This window comes from Variovorax sp. OV084 (genome assembly GCF_900111625.1).
Taxonomy (GTDB): Bacteria; Pseudomonadota; Gammaproteobacteria; order Burkholderiales; family Burkholderiaceae_C; genus Variovorax.
This window is the reverse complement of sequence record NZ_FOII01000012.1, coordinates 52,458-69,847: the sequence shown is the minus strand read 5'-3', so window position 1 is coordinate 69,847 and position 17,390 is coordinate 52,458. Positions and strand designations below refer to the sequence as shown.

The following is a 17,390-nucleotide window of genomic DNA, read 5'->3' as shown; positions in this document are numbered from 1 at the left end:
CATGACCAAGACGACGCAACGCAAAGGCATCATCCTGGCCGGTGGCTCGGGCACCCGCCTGCACCCCGCGACCCTGGCGCTCAGCAAGCAGCTGCTGCCGGTGTACGACAAGCCGATGATCTATTACCCGCTGAGCACGCTGATGCTGGGCGGAATGCGCGACATCCTGATCATCAGCACGCCGCAGGACACGCCGCGGTTCGAGCAATTGCTGGGCGATGGGAGCCAGTGGGGGATCAACCTGCAGTACGCGGTGCAGCCCAGCCCTGACGGGCTGGCGCAGGCGTTCATCATCGGGGACAAGTTCGTCGGGAACTCTCCGAGTGCACTTGTGCTGGGGGACAACATCTTCTACGGGCATGACCTTGTGCACCTGCTGTCCGAGGCGGACACGAAGACTTCCGGGGCCACGGTGTTCGCGTACCACGTTCAGGACCCGGAGCGATACGGCGTGGTGGCCTTCGACGCCAAGGGCAAGGCGAGCAGCATCGAAGAGAAGCCGCTGAAGCCCAAGAGCAGCTATGCGGTGACGGGGCTGTACTTCTACGACAACCAGGTTGTCGACATCGCCAAGGCTGTAAAGCCAAGCGCGCGTGGGGAGCTGGAGATCACCGCGGTGAACCAAGCCTACCTGGATCGCGATCAGCTGAATGTGCAAATCATGCAGCGCGGCTATGCATGGCTGGACACGGGCACGCACGACAGCCTGCTGGAAGCGGGGCAGTTCATTGCGACGCTGGAGCATCGGCAGGGGTTGAAGATTGCCTGTCCTGAAGAGATCGCTTGGCGCAATGGGTTTATTACAAGTGAAGAACTCGAGAAGCTGGCAACGCCGCTGGCCAAGAGCGGGTATGGCAAGTACCTGAAGCATCTGCTGAGTGAAGAGGTCCGCTCGTGAAGGTCACCTCCACCGTCATTCCCGATGTGCTGATCGTCGAGCCAAAGGTGTTCGGCGACGCACGGGGATTTTTCTATGAGAGCTTTAACGGCCGGGCCTTCGACGAAGCCGTGGGCCGGCATGTCGAGTTCGTCCAGGACAATCATTCGCGTTCAGCCAAGGGTGTGCTGCGCGGATTGCACTACCAACTGCAGCAGACACAGGGCAAGCTGGTGCGCGTGGTGCGTGGCGCCGTGTTCGATGTGGCGGTGGACATTCGTCGCGCCTCGCGAACATTTGGCCAATGGGTGGGCGTGGAGCTTACTGAAGACAACCACAAGCAACTCTGGGTGCCCGAAGGCTTTGCGCACGGCTTCCTTGTATTGAGCGAATCGGCGGATTTTCTCTACAAGACCACCGACTACTATGCGCCGGCGCATGAACGAGCCATCCGGTGGGATGACAAGGCCATTGGAATCCGTTGGCCGGAGGTCGGCGTTTCGCCAGTCCTGTCCACGAAGGATCTGGCCGGTCTGTCGTTGGACCAGGCGGAACTGTTCGAACGCTGAAGATTTTCGCCCCAGGCTGGGTGTAGATTGAATGAGCTTGTTTGATGGGGAATGAACAAAAAATGACTGATATGGCGGAATTCGAAAAGGATCTACGCGGGCGCAGGGTTTTCGTCACGGGCCACACCGGGTTCACCGGCGGATGGGCTTGCCTGTGGTTGCAGTCGATTGGTGCCATCGTCGAAGGCTACTCGCTGCCTGCGGAAACAACGCCGTCGCTGTTTGCAGCTGCGGGTCTCGAAAAAGACGTGCCGGGCACGATGGGCGATATCGTCGACTATGAGCGCCTCCTGGCTGCGATGCAGGCCTTCAAACCCGAGTTAATCCTTCATTTGGCCGCGCAACCACTTGTGCGCCGTTCGTATCGCGAGCCGCTCCGGACGTTTCTGGTCAATGCACAGGGCACAGCGCATGTGCTCGAGGCCGCCCGTATCACAGGCGGCGTGCGAGGAGTGGTCTGCGTGACCACGGACAAGGTCTATCGCAACAACGAATGGCCGTGGCCCTATCGGGAAAATGATCCTCTCGGAGGAAAGGACCCCTACAGCGCGTCGAAGGCTTCGGCCGAGATGGTGATACAGAGCTATGCCGCGTCGTATCCCTTCGCTGAGGGCAAGGGGCCCGCAATCGCCACGGCGCGCGGTGGCAATATCGTCGGCGGCGGCGATTGGTCCGAGGATCGGCTGATTCCTGATTTCGTCCGTAGCGTTGTGAACGGAACGCCGTTGACATTGCGCTACCCGCAGGCAACGAGACCGTGGCAGCACGTGCTGGCGCTGGTCCACGGCTACCTGCTGTTGATGTCCAAGCTGATCGGCCCGAACCCGCAGGATGCCGCGCGTGCCTGGAACCTGGGGCCGCATGATCCGAAGCAGTATTCGGTGCGCGAAGTCCTGGAGTTGATGAGCGATGAATGGACGCGTCCTCCGCTCGAATTCATGGACAACCCGCTGCCCGAAGCCGGAGCGCTGGCGCTCGACAGCTCGCTGGCCCACAACCTCCTTGGTTGGGTGCCGGCATGGGACACGCACCGCGTGGCGCGTGAGACAGCCGCCTGGTATCGCAAGTATTACGAAGCGCCGCACGCTGCGAAAGCCATCACGCTGGCGCAGATCGATGCCTGGCGCGGAGACATTCGCGAATGATGTATCTCGTCGGTGGACGGGGGCGGTTGGGGCGAGCGGTCTGTGCATCTCTCCCCTCCCATGAGTCCATGCTGCTGGAGCGGTCTGTCTATGCGGACTGGTGGCGCCCCGGGGCCGCGAGTCTGGTAGAGCGGTTCTTCGGCGCAGCGCCGTCCGGGTCCGTCGTGCTGGTCGCTGCAGGACTGCTGGACCCAGCACTTTCCGCCGCCGAGCATCATCAGATCAACGTCGACCTTCCCAAGCGGATCATCGAAGGAGCGTGCAGGGCGGGTTTGCGTGTCGTGACTTGCGGCACCGTGATGGAGCGATTGACCCGGCATCCGAACCCGTACATTGCTAGCAAGGCTGAACTGGGGCGATTTGCAGAAGAGCGCGCGGCGGCTGGTGACGCTGTGTTGCATCTGCAGATTCACACCCTCTATGGCGCAGGCGCACCAGCGCCGTTCATGTTCCTGGGCCAACTCGTCGATGCATTGCGTCATGATCGTCCGTTCGAGATGTCTCCTGGCCGGCAATTGCGCGAGTACCATCATGTCGAAGACGAAGCTATTGCCCTGCGTGCCTTGGTCGATGCGGGTGCGATGGGGATCGTGCCCTTGAGTCATGGCGCACCGGTTACTTTGGCCGACCTGGCTTCACATGTCTTCGACGTTGTAGGCCGGCCGGATCTGCTGCGCATCGGGGCGCGCCCCGAGCCGCCTGACGACAACTACGCGACGGTCCTGCCGAGGCCGTCATTGATCGAGCAAGTCGACTTCAGGCCAGCGCTACAAGGTGTGGCGGCCTATGTCCAAGCCCAACTATCAGAATCAGAACCGCAGCAGCAAGCATGAACGGAGGTAATCATTTGTCCGCAACGCGACCTCTCGTGTCCATAGCCATTCCAGTGCTCAACGAAGCAGGCAACCTCGAAGCCTTGTACGCTCGGCTGGTGGCTCTCGGGGAGCGCATGGCTCAACGATGCGACCTCGAATTCGTTTTTACCGACAACCATTCGGATGACGACACCTGGCCGATGCTTGCGAAGCTCGCGGAAAAGGACGCCCGCGTGAGGGCGCTGAGGTTCTCGCGCAATTTCGGGTTCCAGAGTTCGATCCTTGCCAATTACCTTCACGCGCGTGGCGATGCCGTCATGCAGATCGACGCCGATCTGCAGGATCCCCCTGAGATGCTGGAAGAGTTCTTCGCACTCTGGCAGCAGGGTTTCCATGTGGTTTACGGCATCCGACGCAAGCGGCGAGAAGGCCCGCTGATGAACCTGATCCGCAAATGCGGCTATTGGGTTATCGACAGGGTCAGCGAACACCCCATTCCACGCGACGCGGGAGACTTCCGGTTGGTTGATCGGGCTGTGATCGAAGCAATAGCGAAATCGCGCACGAGCAACCCATACCTTCGCGGGATGATCGCCGGCATGGGCTTCAACCAGACAGGCATCGCCTACGACCGCGATGCACGGACGGTGGGGGAAAGCAAGTTCAACGTCATGCGTTTGATGCGGCTGGGTTTGACGGCCGTCTTCAACCATTCGACGGTGCCGCTTCGCATGGCGTCCTTTCTAGGCGTCGTCATCCTTCTGGGATGCCTGGCGGCGTCGGTGTACTACGTCATCCTGAGGCTGCTGCAACCGGATCTGCCGCGCGGATTTGTCAGCATCCAGCTGCTGATACTTTTCGGTATCGGGCTCAACGCGTTCCTCCTGGGAATCATTGGCGAGTACATCCTGCGGATCTATCGCATTCTCCGCGCGGATCCGATCGCCATCGTCGAGCGCAGCCTTAACATGCAACCCAACGATCTCAAGCTCTAGGAACAGATATCCCCATGAAAGCAGTCATTCTCGCGGGCGGTCTCGGCACCCGCATTGCAGAAGAATCCGATACCAAGCCGAAGCCGATGGTTGAAATTGGTGGGCGGCCGTTGCTGTGGCACATCATGAAAATCTATGCGCATCACGGCATCAAGGATTTCGTTGTATGCCTTGGTTACAAGGGCTACGTGATCAAGGAGTTCTTCTTCAACTACTACCGGCACATGTCGGACATGAGCATCGACCTGCGCAACGGCGATCACCAGATCCTCAACAGCCAGGCTGAAGACTGGCGCATTACGCTCGTCGATACCGGTGCGGAAACCATGACGGGTGGCCGTTTGAAGCGGGTTGCGAAGTACCTCGATGACGACACTTTCTGCCTGACCTACGGCGACGGACTCTCTGACGTGAACATAAGTGCTGAAGTCGAGTTCCACAAGCGCCATGGCAAGCTCGCAACGGTGTTGGCGGTGCAGCCACCAGGGCGCTTTGGCGTCCTGAATATCGACGCCAATCAGAAGGTGTCGAGCTTCGAGGAAAAACCCAGTGATGAAATCGGCTGGATCAACGGCGGCTTTTTCATCCTGGAGCCCAAGGCTATCGACTACGTTGCTGACGACACCACATCGTGGGAGCGCGCACCGCTCATGAACATTGCGCGCGATGGTGAGTTGGCTGGCTTCCAGCATCACGGGTTCTGGCAACCTTGCGACACGCTGCGCGACAAGCGTGAGCTCGAGGCACTCTGGCACAGCGGCAAGGCGCCCTGGCGCACCTGGGAGTGAGGCAACTCCTCCGATTCGCGGTTGTCGGTGTGTTGAACACCGTGGTCGGGTATGCCGTGATCTTCGCCTGCATGTACCTGGCGGGTTTGAGCCCTGTGGCCAGCAACATCGCAGGCTATGCCTGCGGGCTGGTGGTTTCGTATACCCTGAACCGGACGTTCACGTTTCGCAGTGCCGCAGGCAAGAAGCGGGAGATCGTCCGTTTTCTGTCGATCTTCATGGCGGCCTATCTGGCCAACATCGGGGTGCTGATGTTGCTGATCGATCATGCAGGCATGCACAAGGGGTGGGCACAACTGGTGGCCGGCGCGGTCTACACGGGGCTTTTCTACGTGTTTAGCAAATACTACGTTTTTGCCGAATCGCATTCGCAAGCAGGCGGCCGTTGAAGTCCGGTGTGACCGGCAGCGAGAACAGAGATTCAACTGAATGATGGCAGAGAAAGACAGGTATTCGTTCTTCAATCGCGTGTGCGTTTTGCTGCTGCCTTCGTTGGCCATCGTGCTTGCGCTGTGGCTTCCCTTTGGTTTCTCCATGGGGGGATTGGTGGAGGAGTGGGACCTGCTCGGGCTGTTCACGGAGCATGGGCCGTTTCTCATGGTGCACCTCGATGGCCCATTGCCCGCACACGCCATCCGGCCGTTCATGCCACTGAGCTTCGCGCTCTCCTATCTGGCTGACCGTGACTCGTTCGATGCCTGGCATTGGTTGACCATTGCGTCGCTCCTGATCAAGGGCGGCGCAATGACCTATCTCGTGAGCCGCGCCACAGGCTCGCGTGGCTGGGGAATCGTGGCAGCAGCGCTGCTGATCCTGTATCCCGCCGACACGATGCAGATGTCGCTGCGCAGCATCCACATCAACATTGCGATTGCGCTGGTCCTCGCAGGCAGTGCGTTGCTCGTGGTCGCCTTCGAAGCGCGCAGCCGCGTGCATGCCGTCGTTGCAGCTTTCGGGGCCGCGTTCCTCTATCTCGTGAGCCTGGGCATCTACGAGGCTGGTCTGGTGCTCATCGCCTTGCCTTTGGCCGTGCCTTTTGTTCGTCATGGGCTGGGCCGACTTCTGCGTTTCCGCAGGCGCGAACTGGGGTTGGCGATCATCTGGGTTGGTGGCGTCTGCCTATATCTGGCATATGCCGCCTGGGCCTCGCACAAGGTCGCCAGCTACCAGTCCCAAGTCACTGGCGGTGGCCAGGGGCCACTGGCCACCGCGCTTGCAGCATTGCCGAAACTGTTCACGATAGGTGGCGTGCGCGCTCTTGTGGGAGGGTGGGTCGACGCCTGGCACATGGTGGCCATCGAATACACGAGCTACCTGTATCTCGGATGTGCTTTCTTCGTGATTGTCGTGGTCGCGCTTGTAGCTATCGGGATGGCGCGCAGCAGAAACTCGTTGGAAGTCGAAGACTCCTCGACTTGGCGGGTACCTTTGCGCCTGATGCTGGTTGGTTTGGTGCTGATGCTGGCGGGCTATGCACCCTTCCTCACCTCGCCGTACCACATCGTGGTGAGCCAGCGGACCTTCCTGTGGGCCACGCCCGGCGCGGCGATGGTTTGGACGGGGTTGCTTCTGACGGTGTGGCGTTGGGCGCGTCCGCCCGCGGTTGCCGCCGCGTGCCTGCTTCTGATGCTCGGCCTTGGTGCCCAGCTCTTCCAGTTTCACCACTACGCCGAGTTGACGCAGCGGCAGCGCGCTGTGTTGCGAGGAGTGGTCGAAGCCACTGATGTCCCGCCGGGCAAGGCCGTGGTTGTTCTCGACGGTAGCAGTCAGATCGGCCACTCATGGTTCTTCGTGAATGGCGACATGGTGCGCAATGCGCTCAGCTACCTGTATGGTCGGTCACTTGGGCCAGTCGAGGTCTGCCGCTCGCCGAGCATGGAATGGGAGCGGGCCGATCAATTCGGGCGTAAGGGGCGCTGCGTGGAGAACGATGCTGGCTGGGCCTTTGAATACGCACCTTCCGTGAGCAGACCCGGAAGTCCTCCTTCCTCGGTGGAGGCCCCCAGACACTTTCCAAAGGACAGCACGATAGTCATCGGTGTGCGTGCAGATGGAACGCCCGCCGTTTCGGCACAAGCACAGGCGGAGCGCAAGCGCGAGTTGCAAACGGGCGACGATGTTGTCTCCCGGCGTTATCGGGGGGTTCTGGCGGCACGGTCGTCAGACAAGTTTGCTCCGATGTTTCGCGATGAAACCGTTGGAGCAAGCTATCGCTGGAGCTTTGGCGACTGGTGGAACCTCGACTTGCCCACGCGTGGCTCAGGCTGGCGCGAGGCGGAGTGGACTGTTCCCAATGGCCTGGAACAGCATTCGGCTGCATGGATGATGAACTCGACTGCGGATGTGATCTTCGAACTGAAGCCTTCGGCAGCCAGCTACCGTGTTCAAGGGGTGTTTGATCAATTCGCCAGCAATGCTGTGCGCGAACGCATGAGCTTGCGGATCAATAGCCAGTCCGTAGCGATGCGATGGGTGTCTTCAACCCGATTCGAGGCCGACGTGCCACCCGGTGCATTGATCCAAGGCACGAACCGCATCGATTTCGTGACTGAGGCCGATGCCAAGTACTTCGGCTTGGCTGGGCGGCTCGACTGGTTCGAGGTCGCGCCCGTGAATGCCGCGGCAGTATCCAACCGTTGAGAGCGCCGCTGGTCGCCGTCAACGCATCACAGTGCGGCGTGCGTCAACATGCTTTGCAGGGTTTCCCGTAAGGACGGGGTTTCCAGCGGGATGCCGTTCGCCGACGCCACGCGATTGAGCTTGTCGGGATTGCCGCACAGACGATGAACCTCGTTGGGACGGACAAAACGCGGATCGATTTCGACCTTCATCCGGTGTCCGGTCAACTGCTCGAAAGTCTCAATGACGTGGCGCAAGGTGTAGGGTTTGCCCGAGCACACGTTGTACGCTTCGCCAGGTTCGCCATACGCAAGCAGCAGCAGGTACGCATCGCATACCAGTCTGATGTCGTTGAATTCACGTTCGACATCGAGATTGCCCAAAGACACCGACGGTGCTCGCGCCGCGAAGTGCTTGGCGAGCTTGGGAATCACGAAGTTGGGATCTTGACCAGGACCTGTGTAGTTGAATGGGCGCGTGACGATCAGATTCAGCCGGCCTATGTACGTGCGGGACATGTACTCCATGGCCAGCTTGCTCATCGCATAGTGGTTGACCGGCGCCGGCGGCTGCGTTTCCTGCAAAGGAGACTGCTCGCTGTTCCCGTAGATGTTCGCGCTGCTCGCCAGCAGCACGCGCCGCGGCGGACGCGGCAGTTGCACCAGCGCATCGAGCAGATTGGTTGTGCCGAGCACGTTCACGGAGTAGAACGCCGCCTGGTCCGCGTGGCCGACAAAGCTGATGGCCGCGAGGTGAACCACCGCGTCGGGCTCGATGGCCATGACCTCTTCGAGCACCGCGACTTCGTCGGTCAGATCGGCACGCAGTGCAACGACTTCATGGCCGGCGGCTGCGGCCTGCTTTGCAAAGGGGCGGCCGGTGAAACCGTCCGCACCCGTCAAAAGGATCTTCAAAACGAGAAGCCCTGGTTATTTCGTCGCAGGTCGGCCTCGACCATCATCTGGCACAACTGTTCCAGCGTGGTGTGCGGTTCCCAGCCGAGCTTGGCCTTGGCCCGCGCGGGGTCGCCGATCAGCAGTTCCACCTCGGCCGGACGATAGAACTTGGGATTGATCCGCATCACGGTCTTGCCAGTCGCCGTATCCACTGCCAATTCGTTCTCGGCCGAGCCCTTGAAATCGACCTCGATGCCGGCACCCTTGAAGGCCATGCGCACGAAGTCACGCACTGTCTCGGTACGATTGGTGGCCAGCACGAAAGTGTCCGGCTGATCGGCTTGCAGCATGCGCCACATGCCTTCGACATACTCCTTGGCAAAGCCCCAGTCGCGCTTGGCATCGAGATTGCCAAGCTCCATCACGTCGAGTTGGCCGAGCTTGATCTTTGCCACCGAATCCGTGATCTTGCGCGTGACGAACTCGCGGCCCCGCAGTGGGCTCTCGTGGTTGAAGAGGATGCCGCTGCTACCGAAGATGCCGTAGCTCTCGCGGTAGTTCACGGTCATCCAGTGCGCGTAGAGCTTGGCCACGCCATAGGGGCTGCGAGGATAGAACGGCGTGTCCTCGACTTGGGGAATCGCCTGCACCTTGCCGAACATCTCGGAGGTCGATGCCTGGTAGAAGCGGATCTTCGGATTGACCAGTCGAATGGCTTCCAGCAGATGCAGCGCCCCAATGCCGGTGATCTGCGCGGTTGCAGCGGGCTGGTTGAAGCTCACGCCCACGAAGCTCTGGGCCGCCAGGTTGTAGATTTCCTCCGGTTCGGCATCTCGGACGAGAGTCAGGGAGCTGCCGAGGTCGGTCAGGTCATATTCGACCAGGTGCAGATCGGGGTTCTTTTGGATACCGAGTTCCTCGATACGCCAGAAATTGACGGAACTGGTCCGACGGTACGTCCCGTAGACAACGTACCCTTTGCTCAGCAGCAGTTCGGCCAAATAGGCGCCGTCCTGGCCAGTGATGCCGGTGACGATAGCGCGTTTCTTCATAAAAAATCCTTCCCGATAAACTGAACTTGTGACCTGATGGGGTGAGTATTGTGCCGCGAGCCGATCTGGCCGGCCCCACGGCATGCGGCTTCAATCGGAAGAGGCTGCGTCCCAGAAGGCGGCCTCGATGAAGCGTTGAGCGCTTTGCCGCCAGTTGAGATAGTGCAAGTCTTCCGAGCGGATTTGCGTTCCTTCCTGTGCGTCGGCCAGCCATTGACGCACTGCGTCGGCCAGCGCTTGCGCACCACCGGAGAAGTAGAGTGCGCAGTCGCCGCAGACCTCGCGAAAGACCGGCAGATCCCGCGTGATCAGAGAGAGGCCGCGCTGTGCTCCCTCGATCAGGGGTAGGCCGAAACCTTCGCCTTCGGAGGCCGTGATCAGGCAGGGCGAGGCCGAATAAACCAGCTCGAGGTATTCATCGCTAGCCTTCTCGACCCAGATGAGTCGCTGTCCTTGCTCAGGATGCTTGCGCATCCGTTCGGCGAGTTCTTCGACCATCCAGCCTTGCTTGCCGACGATGACGAGGTTGATATTAAGGCCCTCCGCCCAGAGGGTCTCGAAGGCATCCAGGGCAACGGTATGGCCCTTGCGCGGTTCGACGGTACCCACCATCAGGAAGCTCGTCCGTGCGGCAATTGCACGCATGGCGAGCCCCGCGCTCGGTGGCAAGCCCTTCGAGGCCACGGTGCTGAGGTCGGCACCAAGCGGAAAGGACCGTACCTGCAATTTGTTCGAACGGTGCGGCGCGTTGTGGCCTACCCATTCCTTCAGTTCGTTGGCAACCGCCTGGGAGATGCAGAGCGCCCCATCGAACTCCGCGATGGTACGAAGCCAGCGTGTGTGCAATGCCGCACTCCCTTCGGGAAAGCGGTGTTTCATCAGAACCGGCAGCAGGTCATAGACAACGAACTGGACCCGAACACCGGCATTCCGCATCCGGCGGAAGTAGGGCGCCTGGAAGTAGACGGGGTCGTGCATCAGATCCAGTCCGATGAAGTGATCTCCCTCGGCGTAGCTGATAGGCGTGTCCTCTAGTGTGTCTTCGGTGCAGCCCAGGAAGCGCAGGGTGTAGCGCCGTGCGTAGCGGTAACCGAGTTGCTGGGAATCTCCGTACACCGGCTCCACGCGAAAGCCTTCAGGCGGCGATTCAATCAACTCCCGAAGCAGCGACTTGACGACGCGCTGGATGCCCGTATGGAGGTCCTGGTGGACCATGGACGAAACATCGAGCAGCAGTTGCTTTGCCGGCCTAGCGGCAGGGAAGTTGATCGCAATTGCCGAGGCAATTGTGTTCTTCTCCTCGCCGTCCAATGCCGGTGCAATCCCTGCCACCTTGGCGATCAGTGCATCGCGCTCGTGGCCTCGGCTGTGCGCGAACTGCTCGATGGCCTCGGCGTACTGGTGACCGCAGCGCTCAGGTGAATGATGTTCATTGATGTACCGGCGGGCCCTGACCCCCAGCGCCTTGCGGCCTTCGACGTCCAGCCAGAGTTGCTGCAGTGCTTCGGCCAGCTGAGCGTCCGTGAACTCGTCTTCGAGCATGCAGAGGCTGTCCTTTGGCAGCCACGCCATCGCGCCGTGTGCATTCGCAATCGTCGCAACGCCATGATTCATGGTGTCCAGGACAGCCGCCGACGTTTCACCGCGCGATCTGCCGCGCAGTTGCACGGCAACGTCCGTCGCTCGCAGGTAGCGGCGGAACGTTGCCTCGTCCGCCCAGCCGGTGATCTGGACGTTGGGCGTGGGAAGCTCATCGATCGCTGCCCGGATGACGTCGCCGTAGGCATCCTGCCCGTTCTCTCCGACAAAGACCAAGCGACAGCGAGGATCGGTCCCGAGCGGGGAATTCTTCCATGCCCGTAACAGCCGGTCGTTCAGTTTCGTGACGCCAAGTAATCCGAAGGCGCAGACCAGGAAGTCGTCTTCGGTCAGTCCTAACGCGCGGCGATCCTCATCGCGCGACGCAGGCGCGTGGCTTTCCGCCGGCCGGCGCAACAGCGGAATCAGCGTGGTCTGCAGGTTGGATGCTGCCGCATACCAGCGCTTCATCAGTCCAAGGGAATAGTTGGAGTGAAAGATGATGCCCTGTGCCCGCCGAATCACTTCAAAGCTGCATGGGTACAGGGAGACGACCGCAGAGACATCTTTGACTCGTTCGCGATCGACCAAGGCCTGGTAGCCATGCGAGTCGTAGAGCGCACGGTCGAGACCATGGTGCTTGCCGCAGAGAAATTCGAGGTGCCACTGCGCGTCGCCCAGAAAGAAGTCGTGAAGCACAACCGTGCCCGGCACCACCTCCAGCAGCTCGAACATGTACTCGTGGAACTCGGAGTTTCCGATGTGATAAAGCACGCGGTCGTAGCTGCCCGCATGGGCGATCAGATGCGCCCCGTCGCGTACAGCAAAGGCTTGCGAAAGCGCTGGCGACGCCAGTCTCTGCGTACCGACGATGAGATCGATGTCGTAGTACTTCGCGAGTTCGGGCAGAAGCTCGGCGCTGTAATCCGCGATGCCGCTGCGTTGGGGGGGCAGGGGGGAGACGTAGGCAAGTCTGGGCCGCTTCCCGGGAGCGGTCGGTAGAGAAGCGACACCAGGTGCAGCGCTCTCGATGTCTTCGACAGCGATGCGAATCGCCGCTGTCAAATCGGCGGGAATGCTGCCGTCATTCGTGATCGGTGCGCTCTGCGGCAGCGCTCTGGCGGCCACGCGCGGGATCGAACGCGTGGCGTCACGCTGGATTGCCTTGTCAGGAGCGAAGACATACACGACGTCGGGACCGAGACGAGCAACGACAGCTTCGCTCAGGTATTCCGCGGCTTCGAGTGCTGCAGTCGTTCGCAGGCTCTCTGGGGGCGTGGACTGCCAGAGGTGGATGGAGGCTGGTGGAAGAACCTCGGTGAGCATGCTGCGCGCCTCGGCGGCGCTTTCGGGATATCGCCCGTCGAGCAGGACGTAGGTGTCATGTCTTTCGCGAAGTGCCTGAGCGAGCGCTTTCGAGAATATCCACGTCAACATCCGTTGTGCATCAGAAGAGCCCGCTGCAGGTTTCAATACCCGAAGATCCAGCAACACCCGCATCAATCGACCCCCTGTTCATGTTTGTTTTGGCTACGAATATTTAACTGATTCCAGACCGAGCGTGCGTCATCGGAAAGCTCGGCCAAAGGCCGGTCCGACGGCGTTTGCGGTGTAGGCGCTGGCGGCAGATCGACGTCCTTCTTCATCCGAGCTAATGCAAAACTACGCATCCGCACATAGACGGCTCGCATGGGGCCGTGAACTCCTAGCTTCTTCGCAACCTTCGAGAGCCGCCTGACGATGGGTCCCGGGCGTGGGTGCCGCAAGAATGCCTTGACTGCTCCAAGCCGCTCTCGCAGGCCTGCGGTGTGCACAGCGAATCCACGCTTTTCCAGTTCTTGCAGCCTGTCTGTTGTCTGTACAAGCTGTTGCTCCAGGAGAGTGACGCTGGCTTCCAGCGCGGCTGCAGTGGCCTTGGCTTGTCGGGCCTGTGTTTCGACAATCGCGAGCAGCTTGCGCAGGTGTCTCTCGCGGGATTCCGCCCGAGCCTCCGCCTCGCTCAGTTGTTGCTGCACGACTGCGTGATGCTGGTCATACCGCAGGGCAAGTTCAGGCAGCGACAACCCATACTTTTTTGAGAACGCATGATCCTGCGCATGCAGCGCATCGGCATCTCCATTCTTTTGCGCAACGACCGCGTAGTCGGGGCTGACGCCTCCCAGTACCGAGATCAGCGAGACAGGAGCATCGCCATGGAGAGCAGCGGCTTCCTGAAGTCTCAGTATCTTGTGCCGCTGGAATCCTGTGTGCTCGACCACAAAAGCCAGCAACTGCGAGGGAAGCGGTTTGACGTGCGAAGGATCCAGATAGAAGTTGGATGTGCCGACTTCAATGTTTTCCGGATTTGGCGTCTCAAGGATAAGCAGTCCGCCCGGGACCAGAACGCGCAGGGCCTCGGCCACCATCGCCTGCAATTCCTCGAAGCGAATGTGTTCGACCACATGGAACGCCGAAACAAGTAGCTGGCTGTTCGAAGGGGTTTGTTTAAGCGTGGCAAGCCCTTCCGAGTGGGCCACGTCGAGGCCGCGCTCTCGGCAGGCCTGGAGCATGCCCTCGTCCAGATCGACTCCGCGCCCCTGGAAACCCAGGTTGGCAAGGAGCTCCAGCCACTCGCCCCGCCCGCAACCGATGTCCAGGGCCGTCGCCGGCGTCTTCAAGCTCAGGAGCGGCTGAAGGAATGGGACATAGATTTCCAGGCGGGATCCAATGAGTTCTCGTGAGCCGCGGTATTTGTCTTCGAAGGCGCGATAAAAAAGGGCGCTCATTTGTTTTGTTGCCTTCTGCGTGGGAATGCGTCGTTGTAGTGCTGCAGCAGATCGTGCCAACCGTCAGGTGCGGATTTCAGGCGCTTCTGATAAAAGAAGATACAAATTCTAGTGGCGGCGTTTCAATTCCCGCCGTTTTCGACGCACTGTTCAGCCAAAGCCAATCGTGTCGATCTCGCATGCGGTCCCATGGCAGAAGTGCCGCGATGTCGTATGGCTGGCGTGGCACTCTTCTTTCTATCTGCCAGCTTCGGTCTCCAACTTGATAACAGCAGAATCTTAACTTCCGCATCACCGCTCTCTTGGGCCTGCGCTACTGAAGGGGCTACAGCATGTGAAGGATCTCCTGTTTATGTATCTGAAACGGATGTGTCCATGAGAACGAGGACGGGAACGTACGTTTCATTAAGTAAACTCAGGTCGTGATTCGAGTCCGTTTGCTGGCCAAGGGCCTGTGGTGGTTGATGACGCCTTGGCTTTTGCCGAAGCGAGTCCGGGTGCGCCGTGTCAACAGGGAGGCCGCGCAGACAGTGGCATTGCGCAATGCACAGGCCCGAGAGGGAATGCAACTGGTGCGGGATAGCATGGCCCGCACGGCCAAACTTCTTGCGATGCCGATCACAAGCAGCGCAGACGCGCTGTCGGCACTCCAGGCGGCTGCAACGGGCGATGCTGCATTCCTGTCACCTTGGCTACCCCAGAGTGCAGATATCGATGACGTGTGGTCTGCTGCAAGGTGGTGCATCGACTTCGTGAGATCGCAGCCGGAATGCCAAGGCGTTCTGCCTCGCAAAGCAACCAATGCCGAGGGCATGGCTCTTCGGTGGACGCCGGAAGGCGAGAGGGCATTGGCTTCGCTTTCGCCTCGGGCCCTTTCCTGCGTGACCGCGTTGCTCGAGAGCGATCTCTCGTCCCGTGCCAGGCAAGTGTTCCTGTTTCAGCAGGATCTCAGGGCCCTGGTGCCACACGGTTTGACCCCCGCGGGGTGGCCACATCTCCTGCCCTGGTTCATGCGGTATGGTTTGGTTTTCGGCAAACTGCGCATCGAGGAAATCTGGTGGCTCTTTCTTGAGGCGGCGCAGGATCCCCGGCGCGAGCTCATGCTAGCTCACGCGTTCACGCCCGCATGGCAGCAGCAGCATCCAGACGGTATGACTGTCTTCGGGCGCGAAGAATTCGCCACGTGGTTCGCCGCCAAGTATGCTGCTTCTGGCGATTGGCTGAACCCCTCGACGTGGCCGGAATGGGAGGATCCCGCTTCGCAGATCCGGATCGGTTATGCCGCCAGGGAGCGGTGGCGGACGACCCATCCCGATGCATTTGCCGACGCTTCACGCGCTGGTGCATTGCTGGCTTGGTTGAGCTCGCCGGCGAGCCCGTTGTCTGCGGCGTTGCAGGCATGGTGCGCCCAGTTCGACCCTTTGGTCCTCGGGATAGAGCTTGCCAAGCCGGGCGTCAACGTCATCGGCCATTTCTGCTATCCCTCCGGGCTTCGGGTTTCGGTCGAATCGTTGGTGACGGCACTGGGCTTGAACGACGTCGCGACCTCGCTGCGCGACATCAGGACCGATGCGAAGGACGACCCCCATCACACCGATTTTCGTGGCGTGGAGTGCCACGACATCACGGTCGTTCATGTGCAGCCTGAGCCGTTGTTCGATACGGCCTACGAACGCGCCGATCTCTTTGAGCGAGCGCCTCGTCCGTACCGGATCGGTTATTGGTATTGGGAGTTCGACTCCATTCCTGATTCATGGGTCACGCACGCGCAGAAGGTGAACGAGGTCTGGGCTGCGACAGAGTTCGTTGCGCGCGGGCTTCGAGAGCGGCTCTCCATTCCGGTTCGTACCTTGTTCCCTGGTGTCCAGTTGGCGCCCTACGCGCAACGCGGCAAATCGCATTTCGGCCTGAGCGAGGCGCCCTATACGTTTCTCTTCGTATTCCACATGATGAGCGTGATGGAGCGGAAGAACCCGCTCGGGCTGATCCGCGCATTCAAGACGGCTTTTGGTGAAGACGAAAGCGTGCGCCTCGTGCTCAAGACGTCCTTCGGCGACCGGCATCCGGAGCAGTTCGACGTACTGCAAAAGGCCGCGGCCGGCAGCAACATCGTGCTCATCAACGAGGTTTACACCCCCGACAATCTCCTGTCATTGATGGACGCCTGCGATGCCTACGTGTCGCTTCACCGAAGCGAAGGTCTGGGATTGACGATGGCCGAGGCGATGCTCATGGGCAAGCCAGTAATCGCCACCAACTTCTCCGGCAATGTCGACTTCATGGACGACGACAACAGCTTGCTTGTTTCGTACAAGCTCGTGAAACTCGGCCAGCCGATCCCGCCCTATGGCGCCGATCTGGAGTGGGCTGAGCCATCCATCGAGCATGCCGCGCAGCTCATGCGGCGCGTCTACGACAACCAGGAATGGGCGCGCGAACTTGGCGCTCGGGCCAAGGCGAGCGCTGAGACAAACCTCTCGCTTCAGAGCGCGGGCAAGAAGGTCAAGCATCGCCTCGAAGAGATCAAGGCGATGCAGCGGACTTCACAAGCAGGTTGAAGCCGGCTGCCGGCCGACCGGAATAGGCGCTATTGCTCGACGATCCGGCCGTGCTCGAGGTGGATCACCCGGTTGCACTCCTTGGCGATGAGTTCCGGCGAATGCGAGGCCAGAACCAGAATGCCGGACTTCGAAACCACGTCCCGCATCCGTTTCTCGGCCTTCTCGGTGAATTCCGCGTCGCCCACCGAAAGCCATTCGTCCATGAGCAGGATATCGGCTTCGACGCTGGTCGAGATCGAGAACGCCAAGCGCATCATCATGCCGGTTGAGTAGGTGCGCACGGGCATGTTCACATACTCGCCCAGGCCGCTGAACTCGCAGATGTCAGGTGTGAGCCGGTCGATCTGGCTTTTGCTCATGCCCATCACCAGGCCGCGCAGCATGATGTTCTCCACGCCCGTTGCATCCATTTCGATGCCCAGCGAAGGGTCGATCAAGCTGGCTACCGAGCCTTGGCGCGCGAACTCTCCTGAGGATGGCTCATAGACGCCGGCCAGCGTGCGCAGCAATGTCGACTTGCCCGCGCCGTTGTGGCCTACCAGGCCGAGCCGATCACCGCTCTTGAGCTCGAGGTTGATGCCGCTGAGCGCCTGCACCACTGTCACGCCGGTTTCCTTGCCGAAGCGCCCACCGGTCACGGAGGCCGCAAGCGTTTTCTTTAGGGAGTTGGCGCCAGCGCCATAGATCGGGAAGTTGACGGCGACGTTTTTGAGTGAAATGAATGCCATGG

The 17,390-nt window shown here is 60.5% G+C and carries 14 protein-coding genes; 9 read left to right on the top strand and 5 right to left on the bottom strand.

Translation table 11 applies throughout. From position 1 onward, the window contains the following. The first annotated feature begins 1 nt into the window (after position 1). From rfbA to BMW87_RS24540, 8 genes are all read left to right on the top strand, one after another. Positions 2 to 898 (top strand): glucose-1-phosphate thymidylyltransferase RfbA, encoded by an 897-nt coding sequence (gene rfbA, locus BMW87_RS24575; RefSeq protein WP_093079430.1) that lies wholly within the window; start codon positions 2 to 4, stop codon positions 896 to 898. Next, the gene (gene rfbC / locus BMW87_RS24570; RefSeq protein ID WP_093079210.1) at positions 895 to 1,446 is read left to right on the top strand and encodes a dTDP-4-dehydrorhamnose 3,5-epimerase; all 552 of its coding nucleotides are present in this window, start codon (positions 895 to 897) and stop codon (positions 1,444 to 1,446) included. The genes rfbA and rfbC overlap by 4 nt, the downstream gene beginning before the upstream one ends. Before the next feature lie 71 nt (positions 1,447 to 1,517). After that, entirely contained in the window at positions 1,518 to 2,591 is a 1,074-nt protein-coding gene (gene rfbG / locus BMW87_RS24565; RefSeq protein WP_256216896.1) for a CDP-glucose 4,6-dehydratase, read from the top strand. Continuing rightward, positions 2,588 to 3,424 carry an NAD-dependent epimerase/dehydratase family protein gene (locus BMW87_RS24560; protein ID WP_093079205.1) on the top strand — a complete coding sequence of 279 codons (837 nt, stop codon included), beginning with the start codon at positions 2,588 to 2,590 and terminating at the stop codon, positions 3,422 to 3,424. Before rfbG ends, BMW87_RS24560 begins: the two co-directional genes overlap by 4 nt. Before the next feature lie 35 nt (positions 3,425 to 3,459). Continuing rightward, positions 3,460 to 4,401 (top strand): glycosyltransferase family 2 protein, encoded by a 942-nt coding sequence (locus tag BMW87_RS24555; RefSeq protein WP_256216895.1) that lies wholly within the window; start codon positions 3,460 to 3,462, stop codon positions 4,399 to 4,401. Positions 4,402 to 4,415: 14 nt separating this feature from the next. After that, positions 4,416 to 5,189 (top strand): glucose-1-phosphate cytidylyltransferase, encoded by a 774-nt coding sequence (gene rfbF / locus BMW87_RS24550; protein ID WP_093079200.1) that lies wholly within the window; start codon positions 4,416 to 4,418, stop codon positions 5,187 to 5,189. Beyond that, positions 5,186 to 5,578, top strand: a complete 393-nt coding sequence (locus tag BMW87_RS24545) for a GtrA family protein (RefSeq protein ID WP_256216894.1) — start codon at positions 5,186 to 5,188, stop codon at positions 5,576 to 5,578. Before rfbF ends, BMW87_RS24545 begins: the two co-directional genes overlap by 4 nt. Before the next feature lie 40 nt (positions 5,579 to 5,618). Then, a complete protein-coding gene (locus BMW87_RS24540; protein WP_093079194.1) occupies positions 5,619 to 7,829 on the top strand; it encodes a hypothetical protein in 2,211 nt (736 codons plus the stop codon). Positions 7,830 to 7,855: 26 nt separating this feature from the next. Here the strand turns inward: BMW87_RS24540 and BMW87_RS24535 are convergent, their stop codons facing one another. From BMW87_RS24535 to BMW87_RS24520, 4 genes are all read right to left on the bottom strand, one after another. Next, positions 7,856 to 8,722 (bottom strand): GDP-mannose 4,6-dehydratase, encoded by an 867-nt coding sequence (locus BMW87_RS24535; protein ID WP_093079192.1) that lies wholly within the window; start codon positions 8,720 to 8,722, stop codon positions 7,856 to 7,858. After that, positions 8,719 to 9,756, bottom strand: a complete 1,038-nt coding sequence (gene gmd, locus BMW87_RS24530; RefSeq protein WP_093079188.1) for a GDP-mannose 4,6-dehydratase — start codon at positions 9,754 to 9,756, stop codon at positions 8,719 to 8,721. Before gmd ends, BMW87_RS24535 begins: the two co-directional genes overlap by 4 nt. Positions 9,757 to 9,846: 90 nt before the next feature. After that, the gene (locus BMW87_RS24525) at positions 9,847 to 12,834 is read right to left on the bottom strand and encodes a glycosyltransferase (RefSeq protein WP_093079186.1); all 2,988 of its coding nucleotides are present in this window, start codon (positions 12,832 to 12,834) and stop codon (positions 9,847 to 9,849) included. Further along, positions 12,834 to 14,099 carry a class I SAM-dependent methyltransferase gene (locus tag BMW87_RS24520; protein ID WP_093079183.1) on the bottom strand — a complete coding sequence of 422 codons (1,266 nt, stop codon included), beginning with the start codon at positions 14,097 to 14,099 and terminating at the stop codon, positions 12,834 to 12,836. Before BMW87_RS24520 ends, BMW87_RS24525 begins: the two co-directional genes overlap by 1 nt. A gap of 437 nt (positions 14,100 to 14,536) precedes the next feature. Here BMW87_RS24520 and BMW87_RS24515 point away from each other — a divergent pair, with 437 nt between their 5' ends. Then, positions 14,537 to 16,657: a glycosyltransferase family 4 protein gene (locus BMW87_RS24515; RefSeq protein ID WP_256216893.1), complete on the top strand. Its 2,121-nt coding sequence runs from the start codon at positions 14,537 to 14,539 to the stop codon at positions 16,655 to 16,657. Positions 16,658 to 16,686: 29 nt separating this feature from the next. Here BMW87_RS24515 and BMW87_RS24510 read toward each other — a convergent pair whose 3' ends face one another. Further along, positions 16,687 to 17,388: an ABC transporter ATP-binding protein gene (locus BMW87_RS24510; protein ID WP_093079180.1), complete on the bottom strand. Its 702-nt coding sequence runs from the start codon at positions 17,386 to 17,388 to the stop codon at positions 16,687 to 16,689. Positions 17,389 to 17,390: the final 2 nt, after the last annotated feature.